The organism is Occallatibacter sp., from assembly GCF_049582745.1.
In the GTDB taxonomy this organism is placed as follows: Bacteria; Acidobacteriota; Terriglobia; order Terriglobales; family Acidobacteriaceae; genus Telmatobacter.
In genome coordinates, this window is record NZ_JBAUUO010000021.1 from 1 (window position 1) to 23,027 (window position 23,027).

Annotated in this window: 24 protein-coding genes and 1 tRNA gene; 17 read left to right on the forward strand and 8 right to left on the reverse strand. The window is 54.5% G+C overall.

Annotated elements, in window-relative coordinates:
- Positions 1 to 689 precede the first annotated feature (689 nt).
- Together WCA10_RS02835 and WCA10_RS02840 are read right to left on the reverse strand one after the other, a co-directional pair.
- Positions 690 to 1,208 carry a metal-dependent hydrolase gene (locus WCA10_RS02835; RefSeq protein ID WP_472820974.1) on the reverse strand — a complete coding sequence of 173 codons (519 nt, stop codon included), beginning with the start codon at positions 1,206 to 1,208 and terminating at the stop codon, positions 690 to 692.
- 254 nt (positions 1,209 to 1,462) lie between these two features.
- Positions 1,463 to 2,359, reverse strand: coding sequence for a haloalkane dehalogenase (locus WCA10_RS02840; protein WP_472820975.1), 897 nt, complete (start codon positions 2,357 to 2,359; stop codon positions 1,463 to 1,465).
- Between the two features lie 117 nt (positions 2,360 to 2,476).
- Between WCA10_RS02840 and WCA10_RS02845 the strand changes: the two genes are divergently transcribed.
- Positions 2,477 to 3,079 (forward strand): CGNR zinc finger domain-containing protein, encoded by a 603-nt coding sequence (locus WCA10_RS02845; RefSeq protein WP_472820999.1) that lies wholly within the window; start codon positions 2,477 to 2,479, stop codon positions 3,077 to 3,079.
- A gap of 323 nt (positions 3,080 to 3,402) precedes the next feature.
- Here the strand turns inward: WCA10_RS02845 and sigJ are convergent, their stop codons facing one another.
- On the reverse strand, positions 3,403 to 4,329 hold the full coding sequence (gene sigJ, locus WCA10_RS02850) for an RNA polymerase sigma factor SigJ (protein ID WP_472820976.1): 927 nt from the start codon (positions 4,327 to 4,329) through the stop codon (positions 3,403 to 3,405).
- A 162-nt stretch (positions 4,330 to 4,491) separates the two neighbouring features.
- Here sigJ and WCA10_RS02855 point away from each other — a divergent pair, with 162 nt between their 5' ends.
- From WCA10_RS02855 to WCA10_RS02865, 3 genes are all read left to right on the forward strand, one after another.
- The gene (locus WCA10_RS02855) at positions 4,492 to 5,442 is read left to right on the forward strand and encodes an NAD-dependent epimerase/dehydratase family protein (protein WP_472820977.1); all 951 of its coding nucleotides are present in this window, start codon (positions 4,492 to 4,494) and stop codon (positions 5,440 to 5,442) included.
- A 199-nt stretch (positions 5,443 to 5,641) separates the two neighbouring features.
- On the forward strand, positions 5,642 to 7,078 hold the full coding sequence (locus tag WCA10_RS02860; RefSeq protein WP_472821000.1) for an FAD-dependent oxidoreductase: 1,437 nt from the start codon (positions 5,642 to 5,644) through the stop codon (positions 7,076 to 7,078).
- 54 nt (positions 7,079 to 7,132) lie between these two features.
- Complete coding sequence (locus WCA10_RS02865) at positions 7,133 to 7,579, forward strand: hypothetical protein (RefSeq protein WP_472820978.1); 447 nt, start codon at positions 7,133 to 7,135, stop codon at positions 7,577 to 7,579.
- 379 nt (positions 7,580 to 7,958) lie between these two features.
- Here the strand turns inward: WCA10_RS02865 and WCA10_RS02870 are convergent, their stop codons facing one another.
- Positions 7,959 to 8,537, reverse strand: a complete 579-nt coding sequence (locus WCA10_RS02870) for a TetR/AcrR family transcriptional regulator (RefSeq protein WP_472820979.1) — start codon at positions 8,535 to 8,537, stop codon at positions 7,959 to 7,961.
- A 118-nt stretch (positions 8,538 to 8,655) separates the two neighbouring features.
- Here WCA10_RS02870 and WCA10_RS02875 point away from each other — a divergent pair, with 118 nt between their 5' ends.
- The 6 genes from WCA10_RS02875 to WCA10_RS02900 all read left to right on the forward strand — a co-directional run bounded on the left by WCA10_RS02875 (position 8,656) and on the right by WCA10_RS02900 (position 12,559).
- Positions 8,656 to 9,168, forward strand: coding sequence for a cupin domain-containing protein (locus WCA10_RS02875; RefSeq protein WP_472820980.1), 513 nt, complete (start codon positions 8,656 to 8,658; stop codon positions 9,166 to 9,168).
- A 45-nt stretch (positions 9,169 to 9,213) separates the two neighbouring features.
- Positions 9,214 to 9,594, forward strand: coding sequence for a DUF4267 domain-containing protein (locus WCA10_RS02880; protein WP_472820981.1), 381 nt, complete (start codon positions 9,214 to 9,216; stop codon positions 9,592 to 9,594).
- A gap of 56 nt (positions 9,595 to 9,650) precedes the next feature.
- Positions 9,651 to 9,974, forward strand: a complete 324-nt coding sequence (locus WCA10_RS02885; RefSeq protein ID WP_472820982.1) for an NIPSNAP family protein — start codon at positions 9,651 to 9,653, stop codon at positions 9,972 to 9,974.
- 109 nt (positions 9,975 to 10,083) lie between these two features.
- Positions 10,084 to 10,554, forward strand: a complete 471-nt coding sequence (locus tag WCA10_RS02890; RefSeq protein WP_472820983.1) for an anthrone oxygenase family protein — start codon at positions 10,084 to 10,086, stop codon at positions 10,552 to 10,554.
- Between the two features lie 516 nt (positions 10,555 to 11,070).
- On the forward strand, positions 11,071 to 11,982 hold the full coding sequence (locus WCA10_RS02895; RefSeq protein ID WP_472820984.1) for a GNAT family N-acetyltransferase: 912 nt from the start codon (positions 11,071 to 11,073) through the stop codon (positions 11,980 to 11,982).
- Between the two features lie 178 nt (positions 11,983 to 12,160).
- The gene (locus WCA10_RS02900) at positions 12,161 to 12,559 is read left to right on the forward strand and encodes a hypothetical protein (protein WP_472820985.1); all 399 of its coding nucleotides are present in this window, start codon (positions 12,161 to 12,163) and stop codon (positions 12,557 to 12,559) included.
- Positions 12,560 to 13,097: 538 nt separating this feature from the next.
- Here WCA10_RS02900 and WCA10_RS02905 read toward each other — a convergent pair.
- Positions 13,098 to 14,168 (reverse strand): AraC family transcriptional regulator, encoded by a 1,071-nt coding sequence (locus WCA10_RS02905; RefSeq protein ID WP_472820986.1) that lies wholly within the window; start codon positions 14,166 to 14,168, stop codon positions 13,098 to 13,100.
- A gap of 35 nt (positions 14,169 to 14,203) precedes the next feature.
- On the opposite strand from WCA10_RS02905, the gene WCA10_RS02910 reads away from it, so the two are divergent.
- The 4 genes from WCA10_RS02910 to WCA10_RS02925 all read left to right on the forward strand — a co-directional run bounded on the left by WCA10_RS02910 (position 14,204) and on the right by WCA10_RS02925 (position 16,888).
- Positions 14,204 to 14,740, forward strand: a complete 537-nt coding sequence (locus tag WCA10_RS02910; protein ID WP_472820987.1) for a hypothetical protein — start codon at positions 14,204 to 14,206, stop codon at positions 14,738 to 14,740.
- A gap of 208 nt (positions 14,741 to 14,948) precedes the next feature.
- On the forward strand, positions 14,949 to 15,278 hold the full coding sequence (locus tag WCA10_RS02915) for a PadR family transcriptional regulator (protein ID WP_472820988.1): 330 nt from the start codon (positions 14,949 to 14,951) through the stop codon (positions 15,276 to 15,278).
- A gap of 2 nt (positions 15,279 to 15,280) precedes the next feature.
- Positions 15,281 to 15,616 carry a DUF1048 domain-containing protein gene (locus WCA10_RS02920; protein WP_472820989.1) on the forward strand — a complete coding sequence of 112 codons (336 nt, stop codon included), beginning with the start codon at positions 15,281 to 15,283 and terminating at the stop codon, positions 15,614 to 15,616.
- 45 nt (positions 15,617 to 15,661) lie between these two features.
- Positions 15,662 to 16,888 carry a serine hydrolase domain-containing protein gene (locus tag WCA10_RS02925; RefSeq protein ID WP_472820990.1) on the forward strand — a complete coding sequence of 409 codons (1,227 nt, stop codon included), beginning with the start codon at positions 15,662 to 15,664 and terminating at the stop codon, positions 16,886 to 16,888.
- Between the two features lie 711 nt (positions 16,889 to 17,599).
- Here WCA10_RS02925 and WCA10_RS02930 read toward each other — a convergent pair.
- A complete protein-coding gene (locus WCA10_RS02930; RefSeq protein WP_472820991.1) occupies positions 17,600 to 18,187 on the reverse strand; it encodes a DoxX family protein in 588 nt (195 codons plus the stop codon).
- 73 nt (positions 18,188 to 18,260) lie between these two features.
- Positions 18,261 to 19,133, reverse strand: coding sequence for an NmrA family NAD(P)-binding protein (locus WCA10_RS02935; protein WP_472820992.1), 873 nt, complete (start codon positions 19,131 to 19,133; stop codon positions 18,261 to 18,263).
- Between the two features lie 161 nt (positions 19,134 to 19,294).
- On the opposite strand from WCA10_RS02935, the gene WCA10_RS02940 reads away from it, so the two are divergent.
- Both WCA10_RS02940 and WCA10_RS02945 read left to right on the forward strand, forming a co-directional pair.
- Positions 19,295 to 19,999: a TetR/AcrR family transcriptional regulator gene (locus WCA10_RS02940; RefSeq protein ID WP_472820993.1), complete on the forward strand. Its 705-nt coding sequence runs from the start codon at positions 19,295 to 19,297 to the stop codon at positions 19,997 to 19,999.
- 178 nt (positions 20,000 to 20,177) lie between these two features.
- On the forward strand, positions 20,178 to 21,326 hold the full coding sequence (locus WCA10_RS02945; RefSeq protein ID WP_472820994.1) for a tyrosine-type recombinase/integrase: 1,149 nt from the start codon (positions 20,178 to 20,180) through the stop codon (positions 21,324 to 21,326).
- A 117-nt stretch (positions 21,327 to 21,443) separates the two neighbouring features.
- Here the strand turns inward: WCA10_RS02945 and WCA10_RS02950 are convergent.
- Positions 21,444 to 21,520 (reverse strand) — tRNA-Asp (locus WCA10_RS02950).
- Positions 21,521 to 22,148: 628 nt separating this feature from the next.
- On the opposite strand from WCA10_RS02950, the gene WCA10_RS02955 reads away from it, so the two are divergent.
- Complete coding sequence (locus WCA10_RS02955; protein ID WP_472820995.1) at positions 22,149 to 22,973, forward strand: SDR family oxidoreductase; 825 nt, start codon at positions 22,149 to 22,151, stop codon at positions 22,971 to 22,973.
- Positions 22,974 to 23,027 lie beyond the last annotated feature (54 nt).

Below are 23,027 nucleotides of genomic sequence, written 5' to 3' on the forward strand. Positions count from 1 at the left end.
CATCAGGTGCTGGATAAATTCGAGCCCCAATCAACGCAAGCTCATTGCTGGAGGCTTTCTTCTGCTCTGCCTGGAGCGAAACAGGACTCTTTGCAAAAATGGTTATTAGAAAGAGAATTATGAAGCATCTGCCACACGCGCCAATGTAAACTCTCAAACATACCTCCCGGTAATACCTCAAGTCTAAATACGCACCGGGTGCTAAAACGTTCCCGCACATCGTTCTGATCAACCTGTGGCAACAATTGCGGTTCAATTCGTCTGTTGGCTTCATTTGATGACAACAGGCCGATGCGCTCGTGGGAATGTGGACCGAACTGCGGATTAGTTCCCCTCCCGGCACATCGGCGAATCAACATCGACCAGGTCTCATCGAGTACCGTGATTTCCATCGTACGCAGACGGTGCTCCTCGCGGTGCTGCAGATTATTTGTCGAAGCCCTGTCTAGTAACTGTGGTGCGAAAAATTGTCGTTATCAGCAACTGAATATTACGGATTGTCGAGCACATTACTCCTCCTTCGCACTTCCCTGCCTGGACAGAGCGAACAGTTCGATGACTGACTTCTGAAGCCGGTCGCCATTCAATGAACGCACCGGCGACCGATGGTCTACGTATTCCAAATACGGCACTAAGACTTCACAGTTCCAAGCTTTCGGAGCGCTTACTTCGCCGATAGCAATTGAGCATCACGCCGGGAGGTCTGTCCCAATGGGTTCGCGATGGCGATCGAACCACCATGCCCAGATCAGCATGACTATCCCCGCAATGAGACCTGGCCACGCGATCTCTGCTTTGACTGAATGCGGTAGTTCGCTACTGAAGGTATTTCTCAAATAGCTGGCCACGAGCAGCGCAATGTATGCGAGGAAGGCATAACGGCCGATGCGGTCACGCGGTCTGGTGACCGAAACATAGAGCCAAACGCCGATCGCGAAAATGGCGAGTTCTACGCTCAGTGTTCCGGCCACAGAGTTCCAAAGGCCGAGCCCAAACTTCGGACCACCTGGATACAAGGGCATATCCGCACCATGCGTTATCCAATCAAGAAGCCAATGGCTCAGTACGCCGACCACAATGGCAATCGTTCCGGGCCAATATCGTGCTATCCAGTAATAGATTGTGGCGAATAGAGCTGCCCAAACGGCGCACATGAGCAGGCTGTGGGACCATGGATAGCTCACGAAGTCCAGAGGCGCTAGCTTCATCCGACCCGGATCGATCCGCACGGTTTCCCACCCAAGCAGTAGAAAAAGGGGCCACAGCAGATCGGAAAGTAACGGCGCGGCTAACAGCACGGCTAATGAAGTGCGAGGAGCGTATCTTTTCGCGGCAAGCCCAACGGCGAAGTGACCGATAAACATCCCTTTGTGTTCTCCGCAGGCAGTTTAGCAGCCCTCACTATTGGTTCTGACAGACGACCATTGCATTCGAGGCGGTCGGGAATGGGCCGTATAGATCCTCATGGCCCGATTTGCCCGGCCAGCACTTTCGCGACAAACTTGGCACAGGCGATGCCAACCGCTTCGGGGGAGTCCTCCTGGACGAAGTGAGAACCACTGACCTCGACCGTAGTCTGGTTTGGCCAGGAGCGGCAGAACTCGCGCTGTGCGCCGATCAGGAATCCACCCGGATCGGCGTCGAGAAAGAGTTTGGGGATTGGCGCGGTCGAAAGCCATTCTGCATATGAGTCGATGACCCGAACCACATCCTCCGGCTCTCCTGCTATAGGAAGGTCGCGCGTCCATGAAAGCATCGGTTGACGCGTTGGGCCGGGAGCGCGGTAGTGCCGCCGATAGACCTCCATCGCTTCCGAGGAGATATTCCGCAGTGGAAGGAGGTATTCGATGAACAGGTTCTTTTGAAGAATGAGGTCTTCTCCGACAGCAGTACGCTGGGCCTGAAAGAACGCTCTCGTGGAGTGAGGCCATTCATCCCATGACTCGAACGAGCGGACGATTGCCTCCATGTAGATGATCGCTTTCACCCTGTCTGGATGACGTTGTGCCCACGAAAACCCCAGCGCCGAGCCCCAATCATGTACGACCAGGATTACGTTGCTCCTGATCTGAAGTGCCTCAAACCAGGCATCGAGGTAACGTTGGTGATCTGCGAACCGGTATCCACCATCCGGCGCCGCTCCCGAATTGCCCATCCCGACATAGTCCGGCGCCAAGCAGCGCCCGAACGGCAGCAGATAGGGAATGATGTTGCGCCACAAGTAGGAAGGCGTGGGATTGCCGTGGAGAAAAACGATAGGATCCCCGTGTCCGACGTCCACGTAGGCCATCTGCGTTCCGCACACAGATATGTATTTCCTGTAGGAGATGTCTTCCGTTGAGATGGGGGAATGTCTCATTTGTCATGTCCTCTGGGTAGGGTCTGACGTTCCGCGCCGCCTGGTTTGCGACACTTGCTAAATACTATTACCGGTGTTTGCTTATTGTCAACCAGCATAACGGTTATACTGGTGTCGATGCGATTGGCGAAAAAGTTCGCGGTCCCAGGGGAGCTTGCGCTCCTTTACGAATTCCTGAATTCCGTCGATCTCCGCACCTATGTTGAAAAGGGTGTGCAACACGTTCGCTCAGACGAATTGGAGGAGCCGGCCCAACTCGAGAACTGGATGCGCGAACGAGGCTTGCTCGGAAGAGGCGAGTCGGTTACTTTACCCGATCATCGACGGGCACTGGAGCTGCGGCGCACCCTGCGTGCATTTCTCCAAATTCCCTCAGATTCCAGGGCAACAGTGCGACAGCGGGAAGAATGGTTGAATCAAGCGAGTGATTCTTATCCTCTTGTCGTAACGGTCGACAGGACAGGAGCACTAAAGCTGCAACCGGCACGTGGAGCGAATGGTCTTGGGCAAGTCCTGGCTGAGCTGTATGCATTGGCCGAGCAAGGTCGCCTCGATCGTCTGAAGATGTGCAGCTCGGATGAGTGCCATTGGGTCTTTTTCGACAGATCGAAACCAGGTAATCGCCGCTGGTGTTCTTCGTTACTCTGCGGAAACAGACAAAAGACCCGCGAATATCGCAAACGTGCAAAGAGTGATCTTATCGAGGCACAAACCAGGTAATCGACCATGTAACGGACAATCGCGACCACAGATAAGTCGGCAGAGGCGCGTTTCCAGGCGAGGACGTTTTGACCCAGATCGCAATGGAGGCCATTGCGATGCTCGAGTGCTGGAACCGCCTCTCTGATGCTGAACATCTCTGGACACCGGACCCATCAACCTTCCGAGGGCTCCAGTGCCATGTTGAGCTTTTGGTCCGATGATCCATCAGGTCGAAAATCTTCTCTTATAGGTGCTTCCCTATGGAGTGCCTATTTCCAGCCATTCGGTTTCCAGGAGTCAGCCGGATCTCGTCAACTTAACGTTCGCAATCCACCAGAGCTTCATTGATGCCGCTTCGGCAATCGAGCCAGATCTGAGACGGTACCGAGGTGCATCAGTTTGTCGGGGTTAATGACAGAGTGGAGCGCCTGGATCTTCCCGTCGACGATCTGCAGTGCCATGACGCTTATCAGTTCCCCCGCAGACGTCTTGGCAAGGAGTCCTGGCTGGCCGTTTACTGTGGCTTCAGAAAAGATCAGGTCGTACTGCCTGGCCTTGACGAAGATTCCATGCATAAGCCGGGCAACCGCACCAGCGCCAATTACAGGGTGCAAGACAGCAGAGGCGACACCCCCGCCGTCGCCATGGAACTCCACGTCGGCCGCGAGCATCGATTCTAGATCTTGAAGGGTGCCATTCTTGCAGATTTCAAGAAAATGATGGGCTAACGACTCCCGGGCGTCCTTTGACGATTCGAATCGTGGTTTCCGTTCAGCAACGTGGCGCTTTGCCCGCGAGAATATCTGCCGGCAGTTGGATTCCGATTTTCCGACAACGTCGGCAATCTCTGTGTATTCGTAATCGAATACCTGCCGCAGCAGGAAGACAGCTCTCTCAAGCGGAGAGAGCGTTTCGAGCATAACCAGAAAGGCCATCGAAAGAGTTTCTGCCATCTCAATTTGCTCCAGGGCGTCCTCTCCTTGTCCTGATTCCACAATCGGCTCGGGAAGCCATTCGCCCGTATAGATTTCTCGTTTGTGGCGAGCAGACCTTAAATGATCGATTGCGAGGCGAGTTGTCACGGAGACGAAAAATGCATGCGTATTTGCAACTGGGGTTCCTTTGTCGGTGGCCATCTGGAGACGGAGCAGACCCTCCTGGATGAGGTCTTCCGTTTCCGCTACGCTTCCGACCATTCGATAAACCACAGGGAATGTGGTTCGACGAAGCTCTGCTACAAGGTCGTTGCTCATTTGAAGGTCAGCCAAGGTTCCGGTCCTCCTGCCAAGCGCAATCGTCCATGACTATGACGACGTATGATACGGCATTTTTGTGACATCCATCCCGAAAGAGAATTCGCCCGTGTGCTACTGATACTGTCACAAAACGGGAGGGAATCTCGTCAAGGATTGGCAAAGGGAGGTACCCGAATGCGAATCTTTCTGGCAGGAGCCACAGGAGTCTTGGGAATGAAGCTCATTCCTAAGCTTCTCGAACGGGGACACACAGTGATCGGAACGTCGACTACAAAGAGCAAATTGAGCGACCTGAAACACTTGGGAGTTGACCCTATTCTGATGGATGGACTTGATCGAGACTCGGTGAGGTCGGCTGTTTCAGCGGCGGCTCCAGAGGTTGTGGTCAATGAGATGACAGCGCTCTCCAAAGTTCGCAATTACAAGAATTTCGACCAGGAGTTCGCGTTGACCAACAGGCTGCGAGCAGAAGGAACATCTCATCTCGTCGCAGCGTCAAGACAATGCGGTGTAAAGAAGATTGTGGTTCAAAGCTTTGCTGGCTGGCCGTTTGAGCAAACCAAAGCCCCCGCCAACTCTGAAGAAGCCCCTTTTGAGCGCAACATCCCTACCCGAATGAAACAGTCGCAAAGGGCGATCCAGACGATGGAAAAGACAGTCCTCTCCCAAGAGTCCCCGGCCGGAGTCGTTCTCAGGTACGGCTATTTCTACGGACCAGGTACATCTTTCGACGTGGAGGGCGAGATCAGTAAAGCTCTACGAAAAAGAGCCTTCCCACTGATCGGAGGTGGAACGGGTGTATGGTCGCTCATTCACGTGGATGACGCGGCGGAGGCAACGCGGCTCGCGGTCGAGAGTGCTGCCAGCGGGATCTACAACATCACGGACGATAGGCCCTCGACGATCGGTGAATGGCTGCCCGGGTTAGCCGAACTCCTCAATGCGAAACGCCCAATGCGGATGCCCTCTTGGGCTGGCAGGTTCTTCGTTGGGGAGAGTGGTTTGTATATGATGACCCAGGCTCGTGGTGCTCTCAACACGAAAGCGAAGAGGGTCCTCGGCTGGAATCCAGCATATCCCGATTGGCATTCAGGATTCGCGGCCACACTTAGGAGTGCGTCTTGATCACTTACGAACAACACATCGGTATGCCTGAAGCGGAGGGTGCATTCATCTATCCCAGACAGATCTGAGATTCGAACGCTCAGGTCTTTGGCACGAGTTTCATAGAGGAGTTAATTTCATGCTTCGTTCTCATTCAAATGATCTTGATGTACTTGTCATAGGTGCCGGTCCGGTCGGGCTCTTTCTTGCGAATGAATGTATCCGCCGAGGGCTGCGGTGCAGGATTGTCGAAGCTAACTCGGGACAATCGGTGCACTCCAAAGCCTTAGCAATTTTTCCTCGCACGCTCGAGATATTTGATATGGCTGGACTGAGTCCTGAGTTTCTCAGGGTCGCCAATCGGGTGCGGTCTGTGGCTGTGATGTCACATAACCGCGCACTGGCCCGAGTCCGGTTCGAGCCGGAAGGGACTCCATATCCATTCGTTTCAATGGTCCCCCAGAACGTGACCGAAGATCTCCTCGCCAAGGCGCTCAGACGTAAAGGCGCGGAAGTGGAATATGACACGCGATTCCTATCGATGAGGCAATCGGTGGAAGGTGTGTGCGTGATCATTGAACGAAATGGCAGGCAGGAACAGACTCGGGCCGCGTACGTGGTGGGGTGCGACGGCGCGCACAGCTCTGTCAGAGAATCGCTCGGCATCAAACTTGACGGCGGGGAATATGACATGCCGTTCATGCTTGCCGACATCGAGACGAACCAGGATCTTCCGGCTGATGAATTGCAGCTTTGCTCCAGCACGCATGGCCCAATTGCCATCTTTCCGATGAGCGCAACCCGGCGCCGCATTGTAGCGACCGTTGATCGAGCTGAAGGGGACGCTCCAACCCTGGAATTCACGCAACGGCTGCTGGCAGAACGTGCGCCGAAGGGAATCCAGGCCTACAAACTCCACTGGAGCAGCTACTTTCGAATTCATCATCGTCATGCATCTCGCTTGCGCTCAGATCGAGTCTTCCTGGCTGGAGATGCCGCGCACATTCACAGCCCCTTCGGAGGACAGGGAATGAACACCGGCCTGCACGATATCTGGAATCTGATCTGGAAACTGGAGTTGGCATTGCGCGGACATGGAAGCGAACTCCTTCTGGAAAGCTACTCAGAGGAACGCCTGCCGATCATCCAAGATGTTATTGAAACAACGGACCGGTTAACGAAAGCGCTCGGAACTCCCAATGCGCTTGCGCAGTTTCTTCGCGATTCACTTATCCCAATCGTGTCGTACATTCCGGCCTTTAGGCACGCGATGGTAGAGCGACTCTCGGGGCTCGGCTTGGCATACTCCGGTTCAATCATCCACAACAGTGGAAAGCGAGTGCTTGAATCCTGTATGCGGGACGGGCAGCTTGCGGAGGCTCGCTTCTTTCTGTTCGTCTCGAGAAGCGCGCATACATCCTTTCTGAAAACAGTTCATGCAGCGGCCGACTCGTTAAGTGGCCTGCTAACAATTCAGGAATCAGAGGAACAGGGGATCAGGCTGGTGAGACCGGACGGATACGTTGCCTTTTACTCAGAAGGCGACGGTGACATTGAGGAGATCCAGATCCTTCGAGCACTCCTCACAAAGATGGTTGGGCTCGAATATCAAGACGAGCACTCGGAAACAGTGTATGCGCGAGCTTCAAACCACTAGGAAGGAAGAGGGGCTAGTCGCCTGCATGATCATCAAATCGATATGGAGAGCCTAATGAAGGTCGCTGCTGAAATTTCGCTTTTTGCTTCTGTGGCTATGAATGCGGCCCTGCTGGCATTTATCGCAGGTGTGCTTCGTAAGGTGATGGATGACATGAATGCTTCAGCTTTCAAAAGTTTTGTGGACTCGCTCGTTTATCACTCGAAGAAATCACCGTTCATGCTCACCATACTGAATGCGCCTTTTGTGGGAGCCATATCCTTTGTCTACTTCTATGGTTTAGGCGATCGGTGGATCATTGCAGGCCTTGCCCTCTGGTTTGTTGCCGGAGTTGTCGCCAAGATCCTCAAAGTCCCTGTCTACAAAAAGATTGCCGCCCTCGAAGAGAGCGACGGGGTTCGGCTAAGTGAAGAGCGCATGAAATTGAACAAAGGGAATCTGCTACAGGCGGGCCTAGATTCCGTGGCGGCAATTCTCATGCTGTTAGGTATTGTGCGCTAGTGCGACTCGATTCGCACATCTCTTTCGCGCTTCACTTGAAGCGCACGCAAGGAGAATCGACTGACGCACGCTTGACGGAGATCGTCAGACAAGAATTCCTCACCGGACGATCTTCGAATCTAGTGCGCGCGACATTCGTTGCACTTTACTGACATCTAAATCCAGCATCTTGATGGATCGACGCAATTCCCCAAGGGTGGTGTTGCGTCGGAAATGCCACCATGAGTCGCCCTTCGTGATTCAAGTGCGAAAGAGTTCAGAGGTGGGCACGGTGCGAACACATTCAAAGCAAGCCCGTTTGTGAGGACTCATCTCACATCGCCGGCGAAAAGACGATAGCGCATATTTCAGTCATCCCGCTTTCATTTCCTGTGCCGCATCATCCTGGGAAAGAAAACAGTTCGACAAGTACCCTCACGCGCTCCTTCTGACGGCCGCGCGGAAATCGCTTAGTTCTTCTCAACTCGGCGACTCCATGGAGGCTCGCCCAAAACAGTTCCGCTAGAACCTCTGCCTTCGAGCTTTGCCCTGGAAACAACTCCAGGAGTTGGGAAAACGCGAACCTTAATTCTGAAGGAGTAGCCGAGGCACCGAATGGAACGTTGAGGTTGAGCGAAAACATCACTTCATAGAGCGCAGGTGAAGACGCGGCGAACTCCAGGTAAGCGGCCGCTACTGATTCGACCGTATTTCCACGCTTAACCCGTTTCCGAGCCTTCTCCAAAGCCAGGCCAATCTCCCGGAAGCCCTCGATGGCAACCGCGGTGAGAATGCCCTCGCGGCTGCCAAAGTGGGCGTACAAAACGGGTTGGCTGTATGAAATTTCGTCGGACAGCCGCCGAACGGTTACGCTGGGCCACCCTTCAAGCTCCGCAACTCGCCGTGCGGCACCGATGATCTGTGCCCGGCGGGCCTGTTTGTCACGCAGTTTTCGTTCCAAAATTAGGTTAGCTGGCATTTTGTTTCCCTGATAGAAATTATAGCACTGCTAGAATTTTGTGTCGGACTGCGAATCTTTCGCAAATGCCCCACATCATATCTAGCGTTGCTAGTTTTACTAACGAGGAGATATGAATATGACACTACGAACCCAGGCAACCGCGAGCACGCCACATGCAAACCCGGCAAAGCACGTTCCCACAGGAACGGGCACAGCATACTGGGGCCCCGGTGGGTTGATGACGTTTCTCATCACCAGTAAGGAGAGCGGTGGCGCGATCTTCGTGTCAGAGATCTCGGTCGCGCCGGGCAGAGGCACCGTGCCGCACATCCACCGCCAGGAGGACGAGTCGTTCCGCCTGCTCGAAGGCACCCTGACCATGCAGGTGGGCGGAAACACAATTACTGCATCCGCCGGAGATTTTATTCTTCTTCCCCGGGGAATCGCTCATTCATTCAAGAACACGGGCGACCGCGAGGCGAAGGCTCTGGTGATCATCACTCCAGGCGGTCTTGAAGGATATTTTGCGGAGGTGTTCGAGCCTGCGACGAACCATTCCGCGGTGCCGCCGTCTGACACGAAAGAGATGATGGACCGGGCGCGCGCTGTGGCCCCCAGGTACGGACTGGAGCTTCTTCCACCTGCATAACGAGTTCGATCGGATTCCACGATTTTCTAAACAGGAGACATTTTCATGCAAAACCTTATTCCACTCACCCTGGCGTTCCTGATCGCTGCGGGAATCATTGTTATCGGTTGTTTCTACCTTGCTTCTCCTGAGCGAATGACAGGATCATTCGGCCTTAAGCCGCCCGCTTCGGATGCTGACACCCGGGCCTGGCTACGTCTTAAAGGAATTCGGGACGTTGCATCCGGGTTGGTCGTCCTGGCCATGATGCTGACCGCGGACCGGCGACTGGTAGGCATAGTTCTGCTGGTCGAAGCCGTCATCCCTTTTGGCGATATGTCGATCATTCTAGGGTCGGGCGGACAGAAGGCGACAGCGTTCTCTGTTCATGGCGTGACCTGCGCGGTGATGCTTGTCGCCGGCCTCTTCTTGATCCATGCCATTTGAGAGAAATGCCTCGACCAGTGAATTGCCAACACAAGCATATGCAACAGGAGGCGACAATGCGAACTTTTGAACTTCGTGTGTACAAACTGCGCACCAAGGAGGCGCTCGATTTCTACATGGAGCAGATTTATCCCCGTCATCTTAGCAGCTTTCCGCTGTTCGGGATTGAGGCCCACGGCTTCTGGACCGCCAGGGAGGATGTCGAGCCACGGCTCTTCGTGCTAGCCTCCTATGCGGCGGGCGAAGAACCCGGCGAGGTCGTTCGGCGGTATATGCGAAGCACAGAATTCGCTGAGGACATCAGGAACTTTGATGTATCCGACATCGTTGGCGTTGAATCGACAATCCTCATACCTTCAACAAGCTCTCCTCTTCAATGATAGGAAGAGAAAGCGGAGAGAGCTCGTTGGGGAACAGCGCTTTCCACGATGACGCTGCAGTGTGTTTTCTTCGGAGGAAGAAACCTCAACTCATTCCAAGGTGTCGCTTATGGAGGAATTCAAGATGGAAGTCCTGAATGTGGTTGCAATTACCGTAGCTGGATTGATGGTTGGATGTGAACTGGCCATCGCTGTGTTTGTTCATCCAACGCTCGATAGACTTCCGGATGATGTTCATCTGCCAGCCGCAAGCGCCCTCGCTCGTGTACTGGGGAGATTCATGCCGTTTTGGTACATTCTTGCATTCTTGCTTACTTTAGCCGAGGTTGTAATCCAATGGCACCAATCTGGCCGCCTACCGATCTCGTTCGCTACTTCGGCCGTTTTGTGGATGTTGGCGAGTTTGTATTCGGTCACGGCTCTGGTGCCGATCAACAACCGGATTGCATCGTGGGAAAATTCCACTCGGCCTGCCAATTGGAAGACGCACCGGAGGAGATGGGATCTGCTTCACCGCTGGCGCGTTGTACTCCTCACGACAGCTTTAGCGTTTCTAATCTTAGGATTCGTCAGCAAGTAGTCATCCAGCTCTCGGATTCTGTTAGTGGGACAGCTGAGGAACGCTGGCGGACAACAGTTTTCTTCAAATTTGCACCACGAGCAACTGAACGCGTACTCGAGGAATGCAGATTGTCTACGATCCCAAATTGGGTACCTCTGAAGCCGTTGCGCACGTATTAGATTCCTCGACCATTGTTGTCCCCGCCGGTTCTTTTCGCGTGTTCCACATCGCTTATGGGATTGCAAAGCGAACTGGTGCGGAGACTTGAAGTATTCATCACGGAGTCCGTCCCACAAGTCCTGATTAAAGAGATCTTTCCCAATAGAGTTGATAGCGAAGTATCGAAAATTACGCTTTCTGAGAGGCCGGATTCGGTGCGGGATCTTGAAGAGAATCCGATCAATTATCCTCAAACCGGTTAAAGTCGGACCTTTCTCGGCTGAATTTCAGAACAAGGCTTATGGATTGCATAATGGATCCGTAAATCTCAACTAGTTGCCAAAAGCAACTAGTTGTTGTAAGCTGGTCTCACCTATGGCGACCGGTAGCAGCCTCGAACCGAAAATCACCGAACAGATTTCCGCTGTGCGAGAATTCAACCGTTTCTATACTGCGAGACTGAGTCTTCTCAGTAGGCGTCACCTCGACACAAGATTCTCACTCACCGAATCGCGCATTTTATACGAGATATATGCCAATCCGCTGATGACGGCAACTAGGTTGCGGGATAGTCTCGAACTTGATGCAGGCTACATCAGCCGTCTATTGGCTACCTTGGCAAAGAAAAAGCTCGTACGCCGGGCTTCCTCCAAGTCCGATGGTAGAGAAAAACATCTCATGCTCACTGCGACGGGCGAAAGCGCGGTTGCGCGGCTCAATGAGCAGTCTTCGGCACAGTTAGAAGAGATGCTTACGCACGTAAACGCTGCTGACCGTCAACTTCTCATAGCGTCGCTCGAAAATGTACGCATGATTCTGGGTGGAAAACAGATTCCAACGATCCGGATCGAACGTCTGAGGGCCCCAAATGACGATGCCCTCGCCATCCTCGAGGAGTATTACGATGCGGTTCATGTCATTCAACGTGACAAGCCGGGCAGTCTTCGGAAAATTATCGAAGAGCCCGGCTCAGGAATGTGGCTGGCTTATCGGGGAGAGGAAGCAGTGGGGTGTGTGGTTTTACGCAGCCTTGCAAACATCCCACTTGCCAGCGAATGTAAGCGACTTTATGTGAAGCATGCTGCACGCGGAAACCGTATTGCGGATAAACTCCTGGACGTACAGGAAGAGTTCGCGCGCAGCCAAGGCGTTGAGTGGATCTACCTCGATAGCTACGATGATTTGAAGGCTGCCGTTGCCCTGTATGAACGGCGAGGATACCAGCGCTGCGAACGCTACAATGACAATCCGCAAGCGACCCTATTCATGCGGAAGAAGATTGTTTAGCATCACATGCCATGCAGATCGTCTTGCCAATTTCGAGATCGTATGATGTGCTGTTGTCGACGATTTCAGTTTTAATTGTTCGTTATTTGATGGTTGTAAAGTCTTTTTGATTACAAGACTCCAAGCCTAAAGAAGTAAATTGATAAGTACTTTCACGCGAGACAATAAGGGAGAACTCATGAAGCGGATTTTGCTGCTAGGCCTCGATCCCGAGACCGTGGATTTTTCTGACCCTGCATTGCCGCCAGGTATGACCGCTGAGAATCACGCAACCGCGGAGTCTGGGTGTGACTGGGTGACATTCTTCGCGGCACCGGTTCGGCTTCGATCTGCGCGGCTTGCGACAAACTCGGCGAAGGCTCAGATCTTCGAGGAACTGAAGAAGTACAGGAGCCGTATGATTCCATTTATGCCCGGTGAGCGAAGGGGCGCATTCGATGGCTCTCATCAGCCGATTCAGGCTCTGGGCATGAATCTTCCTTTTCAACACGCATTGGCCTACGTTGCAGTAAAGCGTGGTCGCCGACGAACACTAATCCACAACATCGCGGATGACTCATCACTTCAGTTTGCCTAATATCTCCAAAACGTGGCGCGAGCGATCGGAGCCGGCAAACCTATTCGCCTCGCTTCCCTCTTGGGAAGATAGATGTTTGGTGACGTATGGAAGTTCCTTTCACGGTCCCTATGAGTCTTTAAAGCCCACCTGAAGGAAGTTTCCAATTGAAGGCCAGCCTTAGAGAGTGTCGTTGAAGGCTGGCCCATGGTTGCTGCGGAGCTGAATCTGAGTGATCGAAGCAGGATGGCTGCGGCACAACTTACCCAGAATCATTGGTGATAAACGTCCGGTGTGCCTTTGCAGACGATAAGGGACTTCTGAAGCCGGTCGCCACTCAATGAACGCACCGGCGACAGATGGTCTTCGTAAGATTGACTGAAAAATGGTCAACGCTGATGCCGGTGAGTGAACTTTTGCGCAGACGTCTGCTCATCCTTTCTCTTCTTCACCGCCATCTCAAGGCGGCGGGACGAGCAGAACCTCCACTTAAACCCGTGCCTGAATTTGCTGTACTGGCTCAGACCTACCTGACACCGAGTGAAGGCATCTTCCACAATTAAGTGTCCGGTGTCGATACCGTCCGCGCAAAACGATGTTCTTGCGGTGGGCAGCCGGTCCAGCGTTTGAACGCACGGTGAAATGCGCTCGGCTCGGAAAAACCGAGAAGAAATGCGATTTCTCCAATGGCAAGGTTTCGGTTATCGAGGTGCATGAGCGCCAGCTCGCGCCGCAAATCGCGAATGATGTCGCGGAAGGAAGTCCCGTCCTCAACGAGATAGCGATGCAGGGTTCGACTACTCAAGTGGAGCCGTGAAGCGATGGCTTCGAGGGTGGGTTCCCCTTGACAGAGATTCCGGGCGACCAAGTCACGTACAGCATCCGCAGTTGTTCCTCGTGAAGGGAGGCTCCGCAGGAGGGCATGCACATGATCCTCGATGATGTTACGCAAGACTGGGTCGGCCTTCAGCATCGGCAAGTCAACCCACTCGCGGGAAAACACGAGCTCACTGCGCCGGAAACTGAAGACCAGAGGAGCCCGAAAGATGCGGCGGTGCTCAGTGGTACTGGCGGGTTCCGCGTGAGGAAAGCGGACTTCGAGAGGCACACAGTCGGCACCAGTAGCCTGGCGAGCCGCGACCAGCCACGCCGCCAGGACGAATTCCGAGACCACTCGCGGCGCGGTTCCTGGTAGGGGGATGTAGTGACTTAGAATTGCCCGCCTGTCTTTCAACTCGAGAGCAACCTCGGGAAGGTCGTGCAACAGTCGGTGATACCGGAAGAAGCACGCGAAACCCTCGCCTATTGTCGCGCTGGTTCGGGCAGCATAATCGAGGGCGCCGAATGAGCCGGGCTGAATCGCTTCGGCGATATGCAAGCCCAAATCTGGGTCCCTGCTCAGGCGTTCAGCTGATTCCCAGAGCCGCATCGCGACGGTATGAGGCACCCGGCCTTCGGGATTGTCGAGCACGTCCGGAGAAATGCCGTGCTCCTCAAGAATGGCGGCATAGTCCTGTCTGTTAGACGCCAGATACGCGAGCACCGGCCGGACTGACAACACGGAAACCGAGGTCGTGTGAGCCGGGGTTGCCTGGCGAATTCGGTCAGTACTTCTGGCGTTTCCGGTCATTCGAGAAACAGTTCCCTACAGATAGGATGCCCCTCATGAGCAAAAGAGAATTGTTGATTTACCTAAGCGCCCTTTTATTGTTCCCACTGATGGCCCGTGCACAGTGGGAAGTTGAAACAGACCCAGCAGCATATGCGCTGAAGGGCTTTTCCGCACATGTCGGTCGACCGATCTGGAAAGGAAAGGCGGAAGTGCTGTTGGGAGCCTATGGCCTGGAAACTCCTAAAGCGTGGCATGGAAACGAAGGATTTACAGAGACTTCCAAGGGCATCGCTTTGAAACCCGACTATTTCCCCCTAAAACCGGCAAAAGGCTTGTTCGTTGGCATGGAGGCCGATTTTTCGCGCGACCATTACCGGTTCGACAGCACGGGTGAGGACCTGCAACGCAACCACTTCAGGTTGGGCCCGCGCCTCGGTTATCGTTTCGACGTCGGTCGTCATTTCTATATAAGCCCTTGGTGTGCAGTGGTTTATCAGTTTAACTCACAGGATGAAGTGATCTCGGGCCATCGCTTTAAGCAGAGCAACTATACCTTCTTCCCTACAGTGCACCTGGGCTGGAGATTCTGAGAGGCAGGCGATTTCTTTTGACGCCGGCGTCACGATGTCCGCTGCGTCATTGCGGCCGGCGCCTCGCGCCGGTCACCTAAACTGGGCCTCCGCGCGGCGTTCCTTCTTTCTGCCCACCGGTGTGCTCAGTCTCGTCTTCCGCAAGCCAGCTACTTAGTGTTACTATCTACCAGTAGTAAGTATTGCTGAGTAGCTGAAGGGGTGTTCCATGGGCAAACAAGAAACGGAGATCCTTAAGGGCACGCTGGAGGGCATCGTGCTCGCGACCCTGTCCGGCCGAGCCGCATACGGCTACGAGATCACAGCTTGGCTGCGGGGTCAGGGCTTCTCAGACATCGCTGAGGGCACCGTCTACGCGTTGCTTGTCAGGATCGAGCAGCGCGGTCTCGTCGACGTGAAGAAGATCCCGTCCGAGAAAGGGCCCCCACGCAAAGTGTATTCCCTCAATGCTCAGGGACAGGAACAACTTGAAGAGTTCTGGAGGACCTGGAGCTTCCTAACAGAACGGCTCGAACAGCTCCGCAAAGGAGGAATTTAAACATGGCAATAGTCTGGCTCGAGCAAAAGAGGCGCTACCGGCAGTACAAGGCACGTACGGAACAGCTTCCCGCGAACTATCACACGGCGATCGATGCGTTGGAGCGGTACATGCTGTTTTTTGGGCCGGGGAAGGGAGACAGCCTGCTGCCAATGCTGGAGGATCTTGCCGATCTCTTCGAGCAGAGCGCGGCGAACGGAATTCCAGTCCGCGCGGTGGTCGGGGAGAACCCTGTGGAGTTCGCCGAGGCGTTTCTTCGGAATTACACCCAGGGTGAATGGATCGGTCGAGAGCGGGAACGGCTGACCAACGCTATCGATCGCGTCGCGAACAACTAACTGTAATCCAGAGAAAACGGACACAAACAGGAGGATGAACTAGCAATGAGTGATGTCAATGGCGTGGTCGAGAATGGTTGGGAGCAAGTGGCGGACACCTTCCGCGCCAACTTCAAAGAAGGAAAGGATCTAGGTGCTGGATGCTGCGTCTACGTCGACGGACGTGCTGTGGTCGATGTGTGGGGTGGTGTGGCCGAACGAGAGAGCAATCGCCCGTGGGAACGGGAAACGGTCGTCGCTGTCGCGTCGACCACGAAGGGGGCGACCGCAATGTGCGCACACCTCCTCGTCGAGCGTGGCGAGCTTGATCTCGATGCTCCCGTCACCCGGTACTGGCCGGAGTTCGGCGCGGCGGGCAAGGAGGAAATTCCGGTCCGATATTTGCTCTCCCACCAAGCCGGTCTGCCGGTAGTCGACTCGCCGCTGACGTTCGAGGAGGCGTGCGCCTGGGATCCGGTTATTCGTGCATTGGAAGTGCAGAAGCCGCTGTGGACGCCCGGGACCGAACACCTCTACCACGCGTTGACTTTCGGCTTTCTAGTTGGAGAGGTCGTCAGGCGCATTACGGGTCGGTCCTTGGGTACCTTCTTCGCCGACGAAATCGCCGGCCCTCTCGGGCTGTCCGCATGGATCAGTCTACCCGAAGAGATCGAGACGCGAGTTGCCCGGCTCGAGCAGGCTCCCTTCCCTTACAACTCCGTCGAAGACTTGGCGACTGACTTCGGCGGGCTCATGGGTTTGGACCCTGCGGTGGCGGGGGCCTTGGTACAGACCCTTTGGGGACCGGATTCGATACTCATCAAAGCCGGGACGCTAGGCGGGATCATCACTGAGGAGAGCACGGCGCGGCGGGCCTTTCGGGCGGCAGAGTTTCCCGGCGGGAATATGTTCGCCAATGCTCACTCCATCGCCCGCATGTACGCCGCGATGGTGAGCGAAGTCGACGGCATCCGTCTCCTCCAGCCCGAAACGGTGGCAGCGATGACGGTGCTTCAGACCAACCGCTCTCGCATGCACGGCGTTCCACCGGAGTTGGAGCCTGCCACGAGGAACATGTTCAACATGTCGGTCGGCTTTTGGCGCTCTAGCCCGCCCGTGATGCCCATGCTCGGCCCAGCCTCATTTGGTCACCCGGGCAGTGGCGGGTCGCTGGGGGCTGCCGATCCCGAGGCCCGTGTCGGCTTTGGCTACGTTTCGAATCTCTGGTCGGCCAACTTGATCGATCCGCGTGCCATCGAGCTGGCGGCGGCAGTAACGAAGTGCCTCGACTAGCCGGAGAGCCTCGGCAGCAAGAGCGAGTTGAGCGCGACAGCGATAGTGACGTGTATGGGCCCGACCCGGAGCTCCATGTCAGTTCGGATCCTGCCTCGGCGACAGTAAGAACGCTGGTTCATCCTGTGCACGGTATGAGCCAGCTTCTACACCGCATTCCGTAGTTATGGCCCTCTTCAGCTACGGTGCGCTAAGTGAACGCCTTGGGTCTTCATCGCGCAAGTTGTGAATGGTTGCTCATAAAGCGGTGGGCTGCACACCTTAGAGGAGAAACTTATGACATATCGATCGGATTCTGAGACTTTGGCAAGCGAGCTAATCGCGAGGATCGAGAGACAGAGTGAGATCATTTGCGAACTCTTAGCCAGGAATGAACAGTTACGAAATCGGCTTTGCGATTTCGAACAAAGCAGTCAGTCAAGACTGACTCAGCAAAGAATCTCCTCGGAGGTCAGTTATTTTCCGATCTCATAGGCTTAATCGGTTGAAAACCGCCGCCGCAAAGCAGTGTTCTTCCGACTGCTCTTTTGCATGGCGACTGTTCACTTCGCAAATGCCATTGCATGTTCATGTAGGTAATCAGTTGTCCTGCACCGCTACAGCGGTCACGGAAGACGGCAATTCAACGCTGCAGCTTGATTGGCCACCCGGTTTAAAGAATCCTGCTGATCTGTGCCTGAAAAATTCGAAACTGCCCGCCGGGCGTGTTCTTCATATCGACCATCTGTTTTCGCGCACGCAGCGTCTTAATACATACGAAGCAAAGACGAACGCCATGACGAGGATCGGATCGAATTTATCCCAGGAACTGCCACCGCCATTCAGTTGTGAATAAAACGCGAGTAAGAGATCGATCGAGAGGCCAGCGTAAATCCACTCAGTCAATCGAGGCACATTGGGAATGAGAAGGCCCACGCCACCAAGGATGTGGGTCACGCCAATCAGCGGGATGATATAGAGCGGGTATCCGAGCAACTGATTGGCGATCCTCCATTCGCCGGGATCGTGAATTAGATATAACCTTCCGAAGTACACCCAGATGATGGCTACAAGGCCGGTAAGTGCCATCGCGGCTATTTGAGTTGCTCGACCTGCCCACGCGGGTTTTTCACTTGTGTGTTCAGTCTTCATATTAAAAGTGATCCTCTTCTTTCGATTTAAGTGGTTGAATCGTTCTGTAATAGGTCGGCTCTGTACGCAACGCGCTGCATGGTCGGGATGGAATGGCCTTCGCCACGGCGAAACCGGACGTTCAACCGCCCGGATCCGTCCGTTGGCCGCCAAAACAAGAACTTTCATGTTTGACCTCGATCTTTCCTGACGTCGGCGCTGCAGTTCCCAAGGAACCAGGCTGATTCAGCTTGCCCCGGATTTACGCCTTGACGGCGTTCTGTGCAGCCGCAAACACATCACGTGCGGAGGTCGTACCCGCTACGTGTTCCGTACTCGCGACTCCGAGGCCCATCCATCCCGCGTTAATGCCCTCAAACATTTCTTCGGCAGGTCCAGTGTGGCCCTTCGGGATGCCGAACTGCTCGAACGCTTCGGCCCACCCTGCACGCGGGACTGCAAAGGCTTTTACGTTGAGTTTCAGGACTTCACCCAATTGTTCGGCCACTTCATCCGCGCTTACCATCGAACCCAGTTCGATGATGCGGTTCCCTGACCACGCCGGCCCGGTTAGAAGCGTTGCCACCTCTGCGCCGATGTCGTCTGACGCGACCATGGTCGATTTCCGGTTTGTGGGATTGTAGAAAACCGGCAAGGTTCCGCCTTGGGCAGCCTGTAAGCCGAAAAGAAAGTTCTCGAAGAAGCCGCCTGCGCGCACAAACGCGATCGGAGATGGCAGGCTGCGAAAACCTTGCTCCAAGAGTGATAAGGCCGTGATCATCCCCACCCCGCTTGTTCTATGCGCGCCCATCGACGAGAGCGCTACCACCCGCGGGGGAACTACCCTTGTCAGCGCCTCGACATAGTTCGCAATCACGCCCCTTGCTTCTCCGTAGTCAGGCGAGGGTGCCCATACAGACGGCAACATGACGAACGCGCCTTCAACACCTTTGAGCGCCGTAGCTATGGCTGTCGCATCGTTCCAGTCTCCATCCACCAACGCCACGCCCTGGTCTGCCCACTTCGCCGCTTTCTCGCGATCGCGCACAAGTGCTCGCACCTGTTTGCCTTGCTTCAGCAGATGCCGCGCGGTGGCGCCCCCAACTTTTCCAGTAATGCCCATGACTAAATACATGCTCGTTTTCTCCTTTTACCTCGTATTCGGCCGCCCATTCAAATGAGCGACCTGACCATTAGAGGCTCATAATAACCATCGGTTGCAAATTAATCGATGGTTTTTCACCGATGGTTATAAATTAACAGTCGGTGACACCAATCGCTAAGAGGAGCTAAGCTATGGAAGTGACATCCACATCACCAAGTCGACGGGTAGAGCGCAAGGAGAGGTTGCGGGGCGAAATTCTTGCGGCTGCCAGCAAAATGTTTGCCGATCGCGGTTATGAAGCCGTGACGCTTCGCGAGATCGCTAGAGAGATCGGTTATACGCACGCTGTGATCTATCAGCATTTCCCCGACAAATGGCACATCCTTGCCGAGTTAAGCCGCGAGACGATCGCGCTGATGGTTCAGAACTTCGACGCGATTGCCGCTAAACATCTTTCACCGAAAGAACGTCTGTTTGCGACTTCACGCGGCTTGATTCAATTCTGCGTTGCCCATCCACAACAGTTTCGTAACGTCTTCTTCGGGCCTGAGAACCGCGACGGCGTCCGCGCGGGACAATATATCAACGATATTGGAGCGCCGTTGTTTGGACGATTCGTGCAGCTCTTTTTCGAGGTTGCCAGGGATGAGGGATTGCCAAATAAGAACGACATGGTTGTAGCTCACACCTGGTGGTTTACGATCTTTGGCCTCGCCACACTCATGGTCATCCAAGGGGTTGTGCCTGACTTGCCTGACCAGACTCTCGTGGTCGAGCAAACAATCGCCACGCTTTGGGCCGGCGTCCAGGCTGTTCCGCGATTGCCGAAGAGCGCAATCACTAAGCGATCCGGCCGATCCAGTGCCTCAAGGCAACAGCAGCTTCTGTCTATTTAGGAGTCGTTGAAGGTAGCCTCTTTGCTCGCAACAACACTGCCACCGCAAGGTAATTCACTTTCAGAATTCCGGGAATTGAATTCTCCGCGACTCCTCGGTCGCCAGCCAAAAGGTGCCAACTGTGACGCGAATCGGAGAACATCTTCCCTGCCCCGCCGCTGCGGGCAGGAGGATGACAATGCAACATGGCAGTCTCACTACCAAGTCTCGCCTCGAAGGTCCCGACGTTTGGCAGTTCCGTTGGTCAGAAAAAGGCCCCAACGGGAAGCGCATATATCGCAAGAGGGTCATTGGGACGATTAAGGAGTTGCCCAATCAGGACGCCGCACGGAATGCGGTTGCCAGCCTGATCACCGAGGTCAACTGGGCAAACCTGCGATCAACTTCCATCACGATGACCGTCGCTCAACTCTGCAGCCATTTTGAGCAACGTGAATTGGCCCGAAGCAACACTTGGCGGAGCTATTCCACGAAGATGTGCTATGCGGTCTACCTGCGCCGATGGATCTTGCCGAATTGGGGAAAACTCGAACTTCGTGACGTGCGGACGATCGAGTTTGAATCCTGGCTCCGCCGGTTACCGCTGGCGAAGGGCAGTTGCGCGAAGATCCGGGGCGTGATGTCCGTGCTATTTAATCATGCTTGCCGATATGAGTTCTTCGATCACAATCCAATTCGTCTCGTGCGTCAGGGAGCGAAGCGCAAAGCCGCCCCAAATATACTCACTCCCGATGAAATCAAGACCCTAATAGACGGCTTGGCAATCAGAGAACGGACATTGGTTTTGCTCGCTGCGTCGACTGGATTACGACAGAGCGAACTGTTCGGCCTAAAGTGGCGCGACATCAACTTTTCCGATAGGTTGATCCACGTAACGCGGTCGATTGTCTGCGGAGTTGTTGGTCCTTGCAAAACCGAATCGTCACAAAAGCCAGTTCCGGTTCATCCGCTCCTGATAGAAACACTTCTGAAATGGAAAGAACAGCAGCACTACCGCAAACCTGACGATTGGGTTTTTGCAAGCAAACGCCACCGCGGTCGAAAGCCGTTCTGGGGTCAGGCGATCTTGAGAAAATTCATCCTTCCGCGGGCCCAAGAGCTAGGTATCCAAAAGCGCTTCGGGTGGCACACATTTCGGCACACGTATTCGACGCTCCTTAGGAGTGTGGGGACAGAATTCAAAGTGATGCAGGAACTGTTGCGACATTCTTCAATGCGATCGACGCTAGACGTCTACACCCAGGCGATCACACCATCGAAACATGCGGCCCAGGACGCAGTGATGTCACTTGTTCTGTCTGCCGGCGGAACTCAAGGAGCGGCCTAGTCCAGCAGCGGGACCGGCGGGAATCGACATCAAAAGGGGCACAAAAGGGACACAAATCTATGTCCTTTTGCACCCTCTATGGTTTCCGCCCATTCCAGAGAACTCATTTGGAATGTATGGCGGGGACGACGGGGCTCGAACCCGCGACCTCTGCCGTGACAGGGCAGCGCTCTGACCAACTGAGCTACGTCCCCAGATTGTTTTTCAACAACTTGGTTATACGTCACATAGAATCAAGCGCTTCGCAGCTTTCGCTATTCTCGCTCTTTTCTACCATTTCGCTGCTGTGGACTCAATTTTGGGCCTCGGTGGACACCACGTGGACACCAAAGTGGACACCAAAGTGGACACCAAAATCAGCCAACCAACAACGAAATTAAGTTTATCAGATGAGGCAAAGATTTGGTGTACACCTCCACCAGTCACTTGGCGAAACTTTGCTGGGCTCAAATGTTCGCCACGCCTCACCGTTCAAGAGACCCGCTGGAACTCCTTGCCATTGGTCTCGACTGCAATGAGCAGGTTTTGCCACGATTCATCGAAGGACTTGGCAGCCTGAGATTGCAGGTCGTCCGACGAGTAGATCTATTCGAACCACGTTCGGGACATCAGGTTTGCGGAGCCGCACTTCGGCAAAGATCGGTTCACAGCCTTGGGAAATACCATGAACTCACATCGGCGTTAAGATTGATGCAGGGCGCAAGCTACCCTTCTCCGCCTCCATCGGAGATTGCGCCATGGTAGTACTCGTTCCGTTCTATCTAAGCGAACACAAGAGACTGATGGCGTAGGAATGCATTGGTTAGAGCAGAGGAGATGACTATGAAAATTGTCGTGATTGGCGGCACGGGCCTTATCGGATCAAAGCTCGTCAACAACCTTCGTATACACGGGCACGAAGCCCTGGCCGCGTCTCCCAAAAGCGGAGTTAACAGCGTTACCGGCGATGGACTCGCAGATGCGCTGAAAAACGCTTCGGTGGTGATCGACGTTACGAACGCCCCTTCGTGGGAGGACACGGAAGTGTTGAAGTTTTTCGAGACATCGACCCGCAATCTTCTCGCCTTTGAAGCCGCTGCAGGCGTGGGCCATCACATAGCGTTGTCCGTCGTAGGAACGGAACGGCTCGTCGAAAGCGGCTTCTTCCGCGCAAAACTGGCTCAAGAGAACTTGATCAAAGACTCCAAGAATCCTTACACCATTGTCCGCGCGACGCAATTCTTCGAGTTCGTGAAGCAGATCGTCGACTATTCCACCGAGGGCAAAATAGTACGGATGCCTCCGGCGCCCATTCAGCCGATGGCGGCCGATGATGTAGCGAGTGCTGTGGCCAGAATCGCAACGAACCCGCCAGTAAATGGCACGATTGAAATCGGAGGGCCAGAACAGTTTCGCCTAGATGAACTCGCCCGGCGGTTCCTGGCCGCGCATCCGGATGCGCGCGAGGTGATCTCCGACCCGCATGGGCGGTACTACGGCATCGAGGTGGGTGAGAGGGCGCTGGTTCCCGACAATGACGCACGACTCAGCGAGACTCGTTTCGAAACCTGGCTGACTCAGTCTGCATCACAGATTGGGAGTGCGTCTCCTCAACCTGCGGCCTCAGTGGCGGCGGGGAAACAGGAGAGTCGTAAGAGAGCTGGCTGATATCGCCCCGCCACTGGTGAGCCGGTACCCGAGATTATTTCCCCTTGCTCGTGA

Excerpts from the sequence above, each read along its gene's own strand:
- WCA10_RS02955 (WP_472820995.1), top strand. The coding sequence starts at position 22,149 with ATGAAAATTGTCGTGATTGGCGGCACGGGCCTTATCGGATCAAAGCTC.
- WCA10_RS02870 (WP_472820979.1), bottom strand. The coding sequence starts at position 8,537 with ATGCCAGCTAACCTAATTTTGGAACGAAAACTGCGTGACAAACAGGCC.
- WCA10_RS02940 (WP_472820993.1), top strand. The coding sequence starts at position 19,295 with ATGGAAGTGACATCCACATCACCAAGTCGACGGGTAGAGCGCAAGGAG.
- WCA10_RS02900 (WP_472820985.1), top strand. The coding sequence starts at position 12,161 with ATGAAGCGGATTTTGCTGCTAGGCCTCGATCCCGAGACCGTGGATTTT.
- WCA10_RS02880 (WP_472820981.1), top strand. The coding sequence starts at position 9,214 with ATGCAAAACCTTATTCCACTCACCCTGGCGTTCCTGATCGCTGCGGGA.
- WCA10_RS02840 (WP_472820975.1), bottom strand. The coding sequence starts at position 2,359 with ATGAGACATTCCCCCATCTCAACGGAAGACATCTCCTACAGGAAATAC.
- WCA10_RS02895 (WP_472820984.1), top strand. The coding sequence starts at position 11,071 with ATGGCGACCGGTAGCAGCCTCGAACCGAAAATCACCGAACAGATTTCC.
- WCA10_RS02910 (WP_472820987.1), top strand. The coding sequence starts at position 14,204 with ATGAGCAAAAGAGAATTGTTGATTTACCTAAGCGCCCTTTTATTGTTC.
- WCA10_RS02915 (WP_472820988.1), top strand. The coding sequence starts at position 14,949 with ATGGGCAAACAAGAAACGGAGATCCTTAAGGGCACGCTGGAGGGCATC.
- WCA10_RS02865 (WP_472820978.1), top strand. The coding sequence starts at position 7,133 with ATGAAGGTCGCTGCTGAAATTTCGCTTTTTGCTTCTGTGGCTATGAAT.
- WCA10_RS02845 (WP_472820999.1), top strand. The coding sequence starts at position 2,477 with ATGCGATTGGCGAAAAAGTTCGCGGTCCCAGGGGAGCTTGCGCTCCTT.
- WCA10_RS02925 (WP_472820990.1), top strand. The coding sequence starts at position 15,662 with ATGAGTGATGTCAATGGCGTGGTCGAGAATGGTTGGGAGCAAGTGGCG.
- WCA10_RS02855 (WP_472820977.1), top strand. The coding sequence starts at position 4,492 with ATGCGAATCTTTCTGGCAGGAGCCACAGGAGTCTTGGGAATGAAGCTC.
- WCA10_RS02945 (WP_472820994.1), top strand. The coding sequence starts at position 20,178 with ATGCAACATGGCAGTCTCACTACCAAGTCTCGCCTCGAAGGTCCCGAC.
- WCA10_RS02905 (WP_472820986.1), bottom strand. The coding sequence starts at position 14,168 with ATGACCGGAAACGCCAGAAGTACTGACCGAATTCGCCAGGCAACCCCG.
- WCA10_RS02930 (WP_472820991.1), bottom strand. The coding sequence starts at position 18,187 with ATGAAAGTTCTTGTTTTGGCGGCCAACGGACGGATCCGGGCGGTTGAA.
- WCA10_RS02935 (WP_472820992.1), bottom strand. The coding sequence starts at position 19,133 with ATGTATTTAGTCATGGGCATTACTGGAAAAGTTGGGGGCGCCACCGCG.
- WCA10_RS02885 (WP_472820982.1), top strand. The coding sequence starts at position 9,651 with ATGCGAACTTTTGAACTTCGTGTGTACAAACTGCGCACCAAGGAGGCG.
- WCA10_RS02875 (WP_472820980.1), top strand. The coding sequence starts at position 8,656 with ATGACACTACGAACCCAGGCAACCGCGAGCACGCCACATGCAAACCCG.
- WCA10_RS02890 (WP_472820983.1), top strand. The coding sequence starts at position 10,084 with ATGGAGGAATTCAAGATGGAAGTCCTGAATGTGGTTGCAATTACCGTA.
- WCA10_RS02835 (WP_472820974.1), bottom strand. The coding sequence starts at position 1,208 with ATGAAGCTAGCGCCTCTGGACTTCGTGAGCTATCCATGGTCCCACAGC.
- WCA10_RS02920 (WP_472820989.1), top strand. The coding sequence starts at position 15,281 with ATGGCAATAGTCTGGCTCGAGCAAAAGAGGCGCTACCGGCAGTACAAG.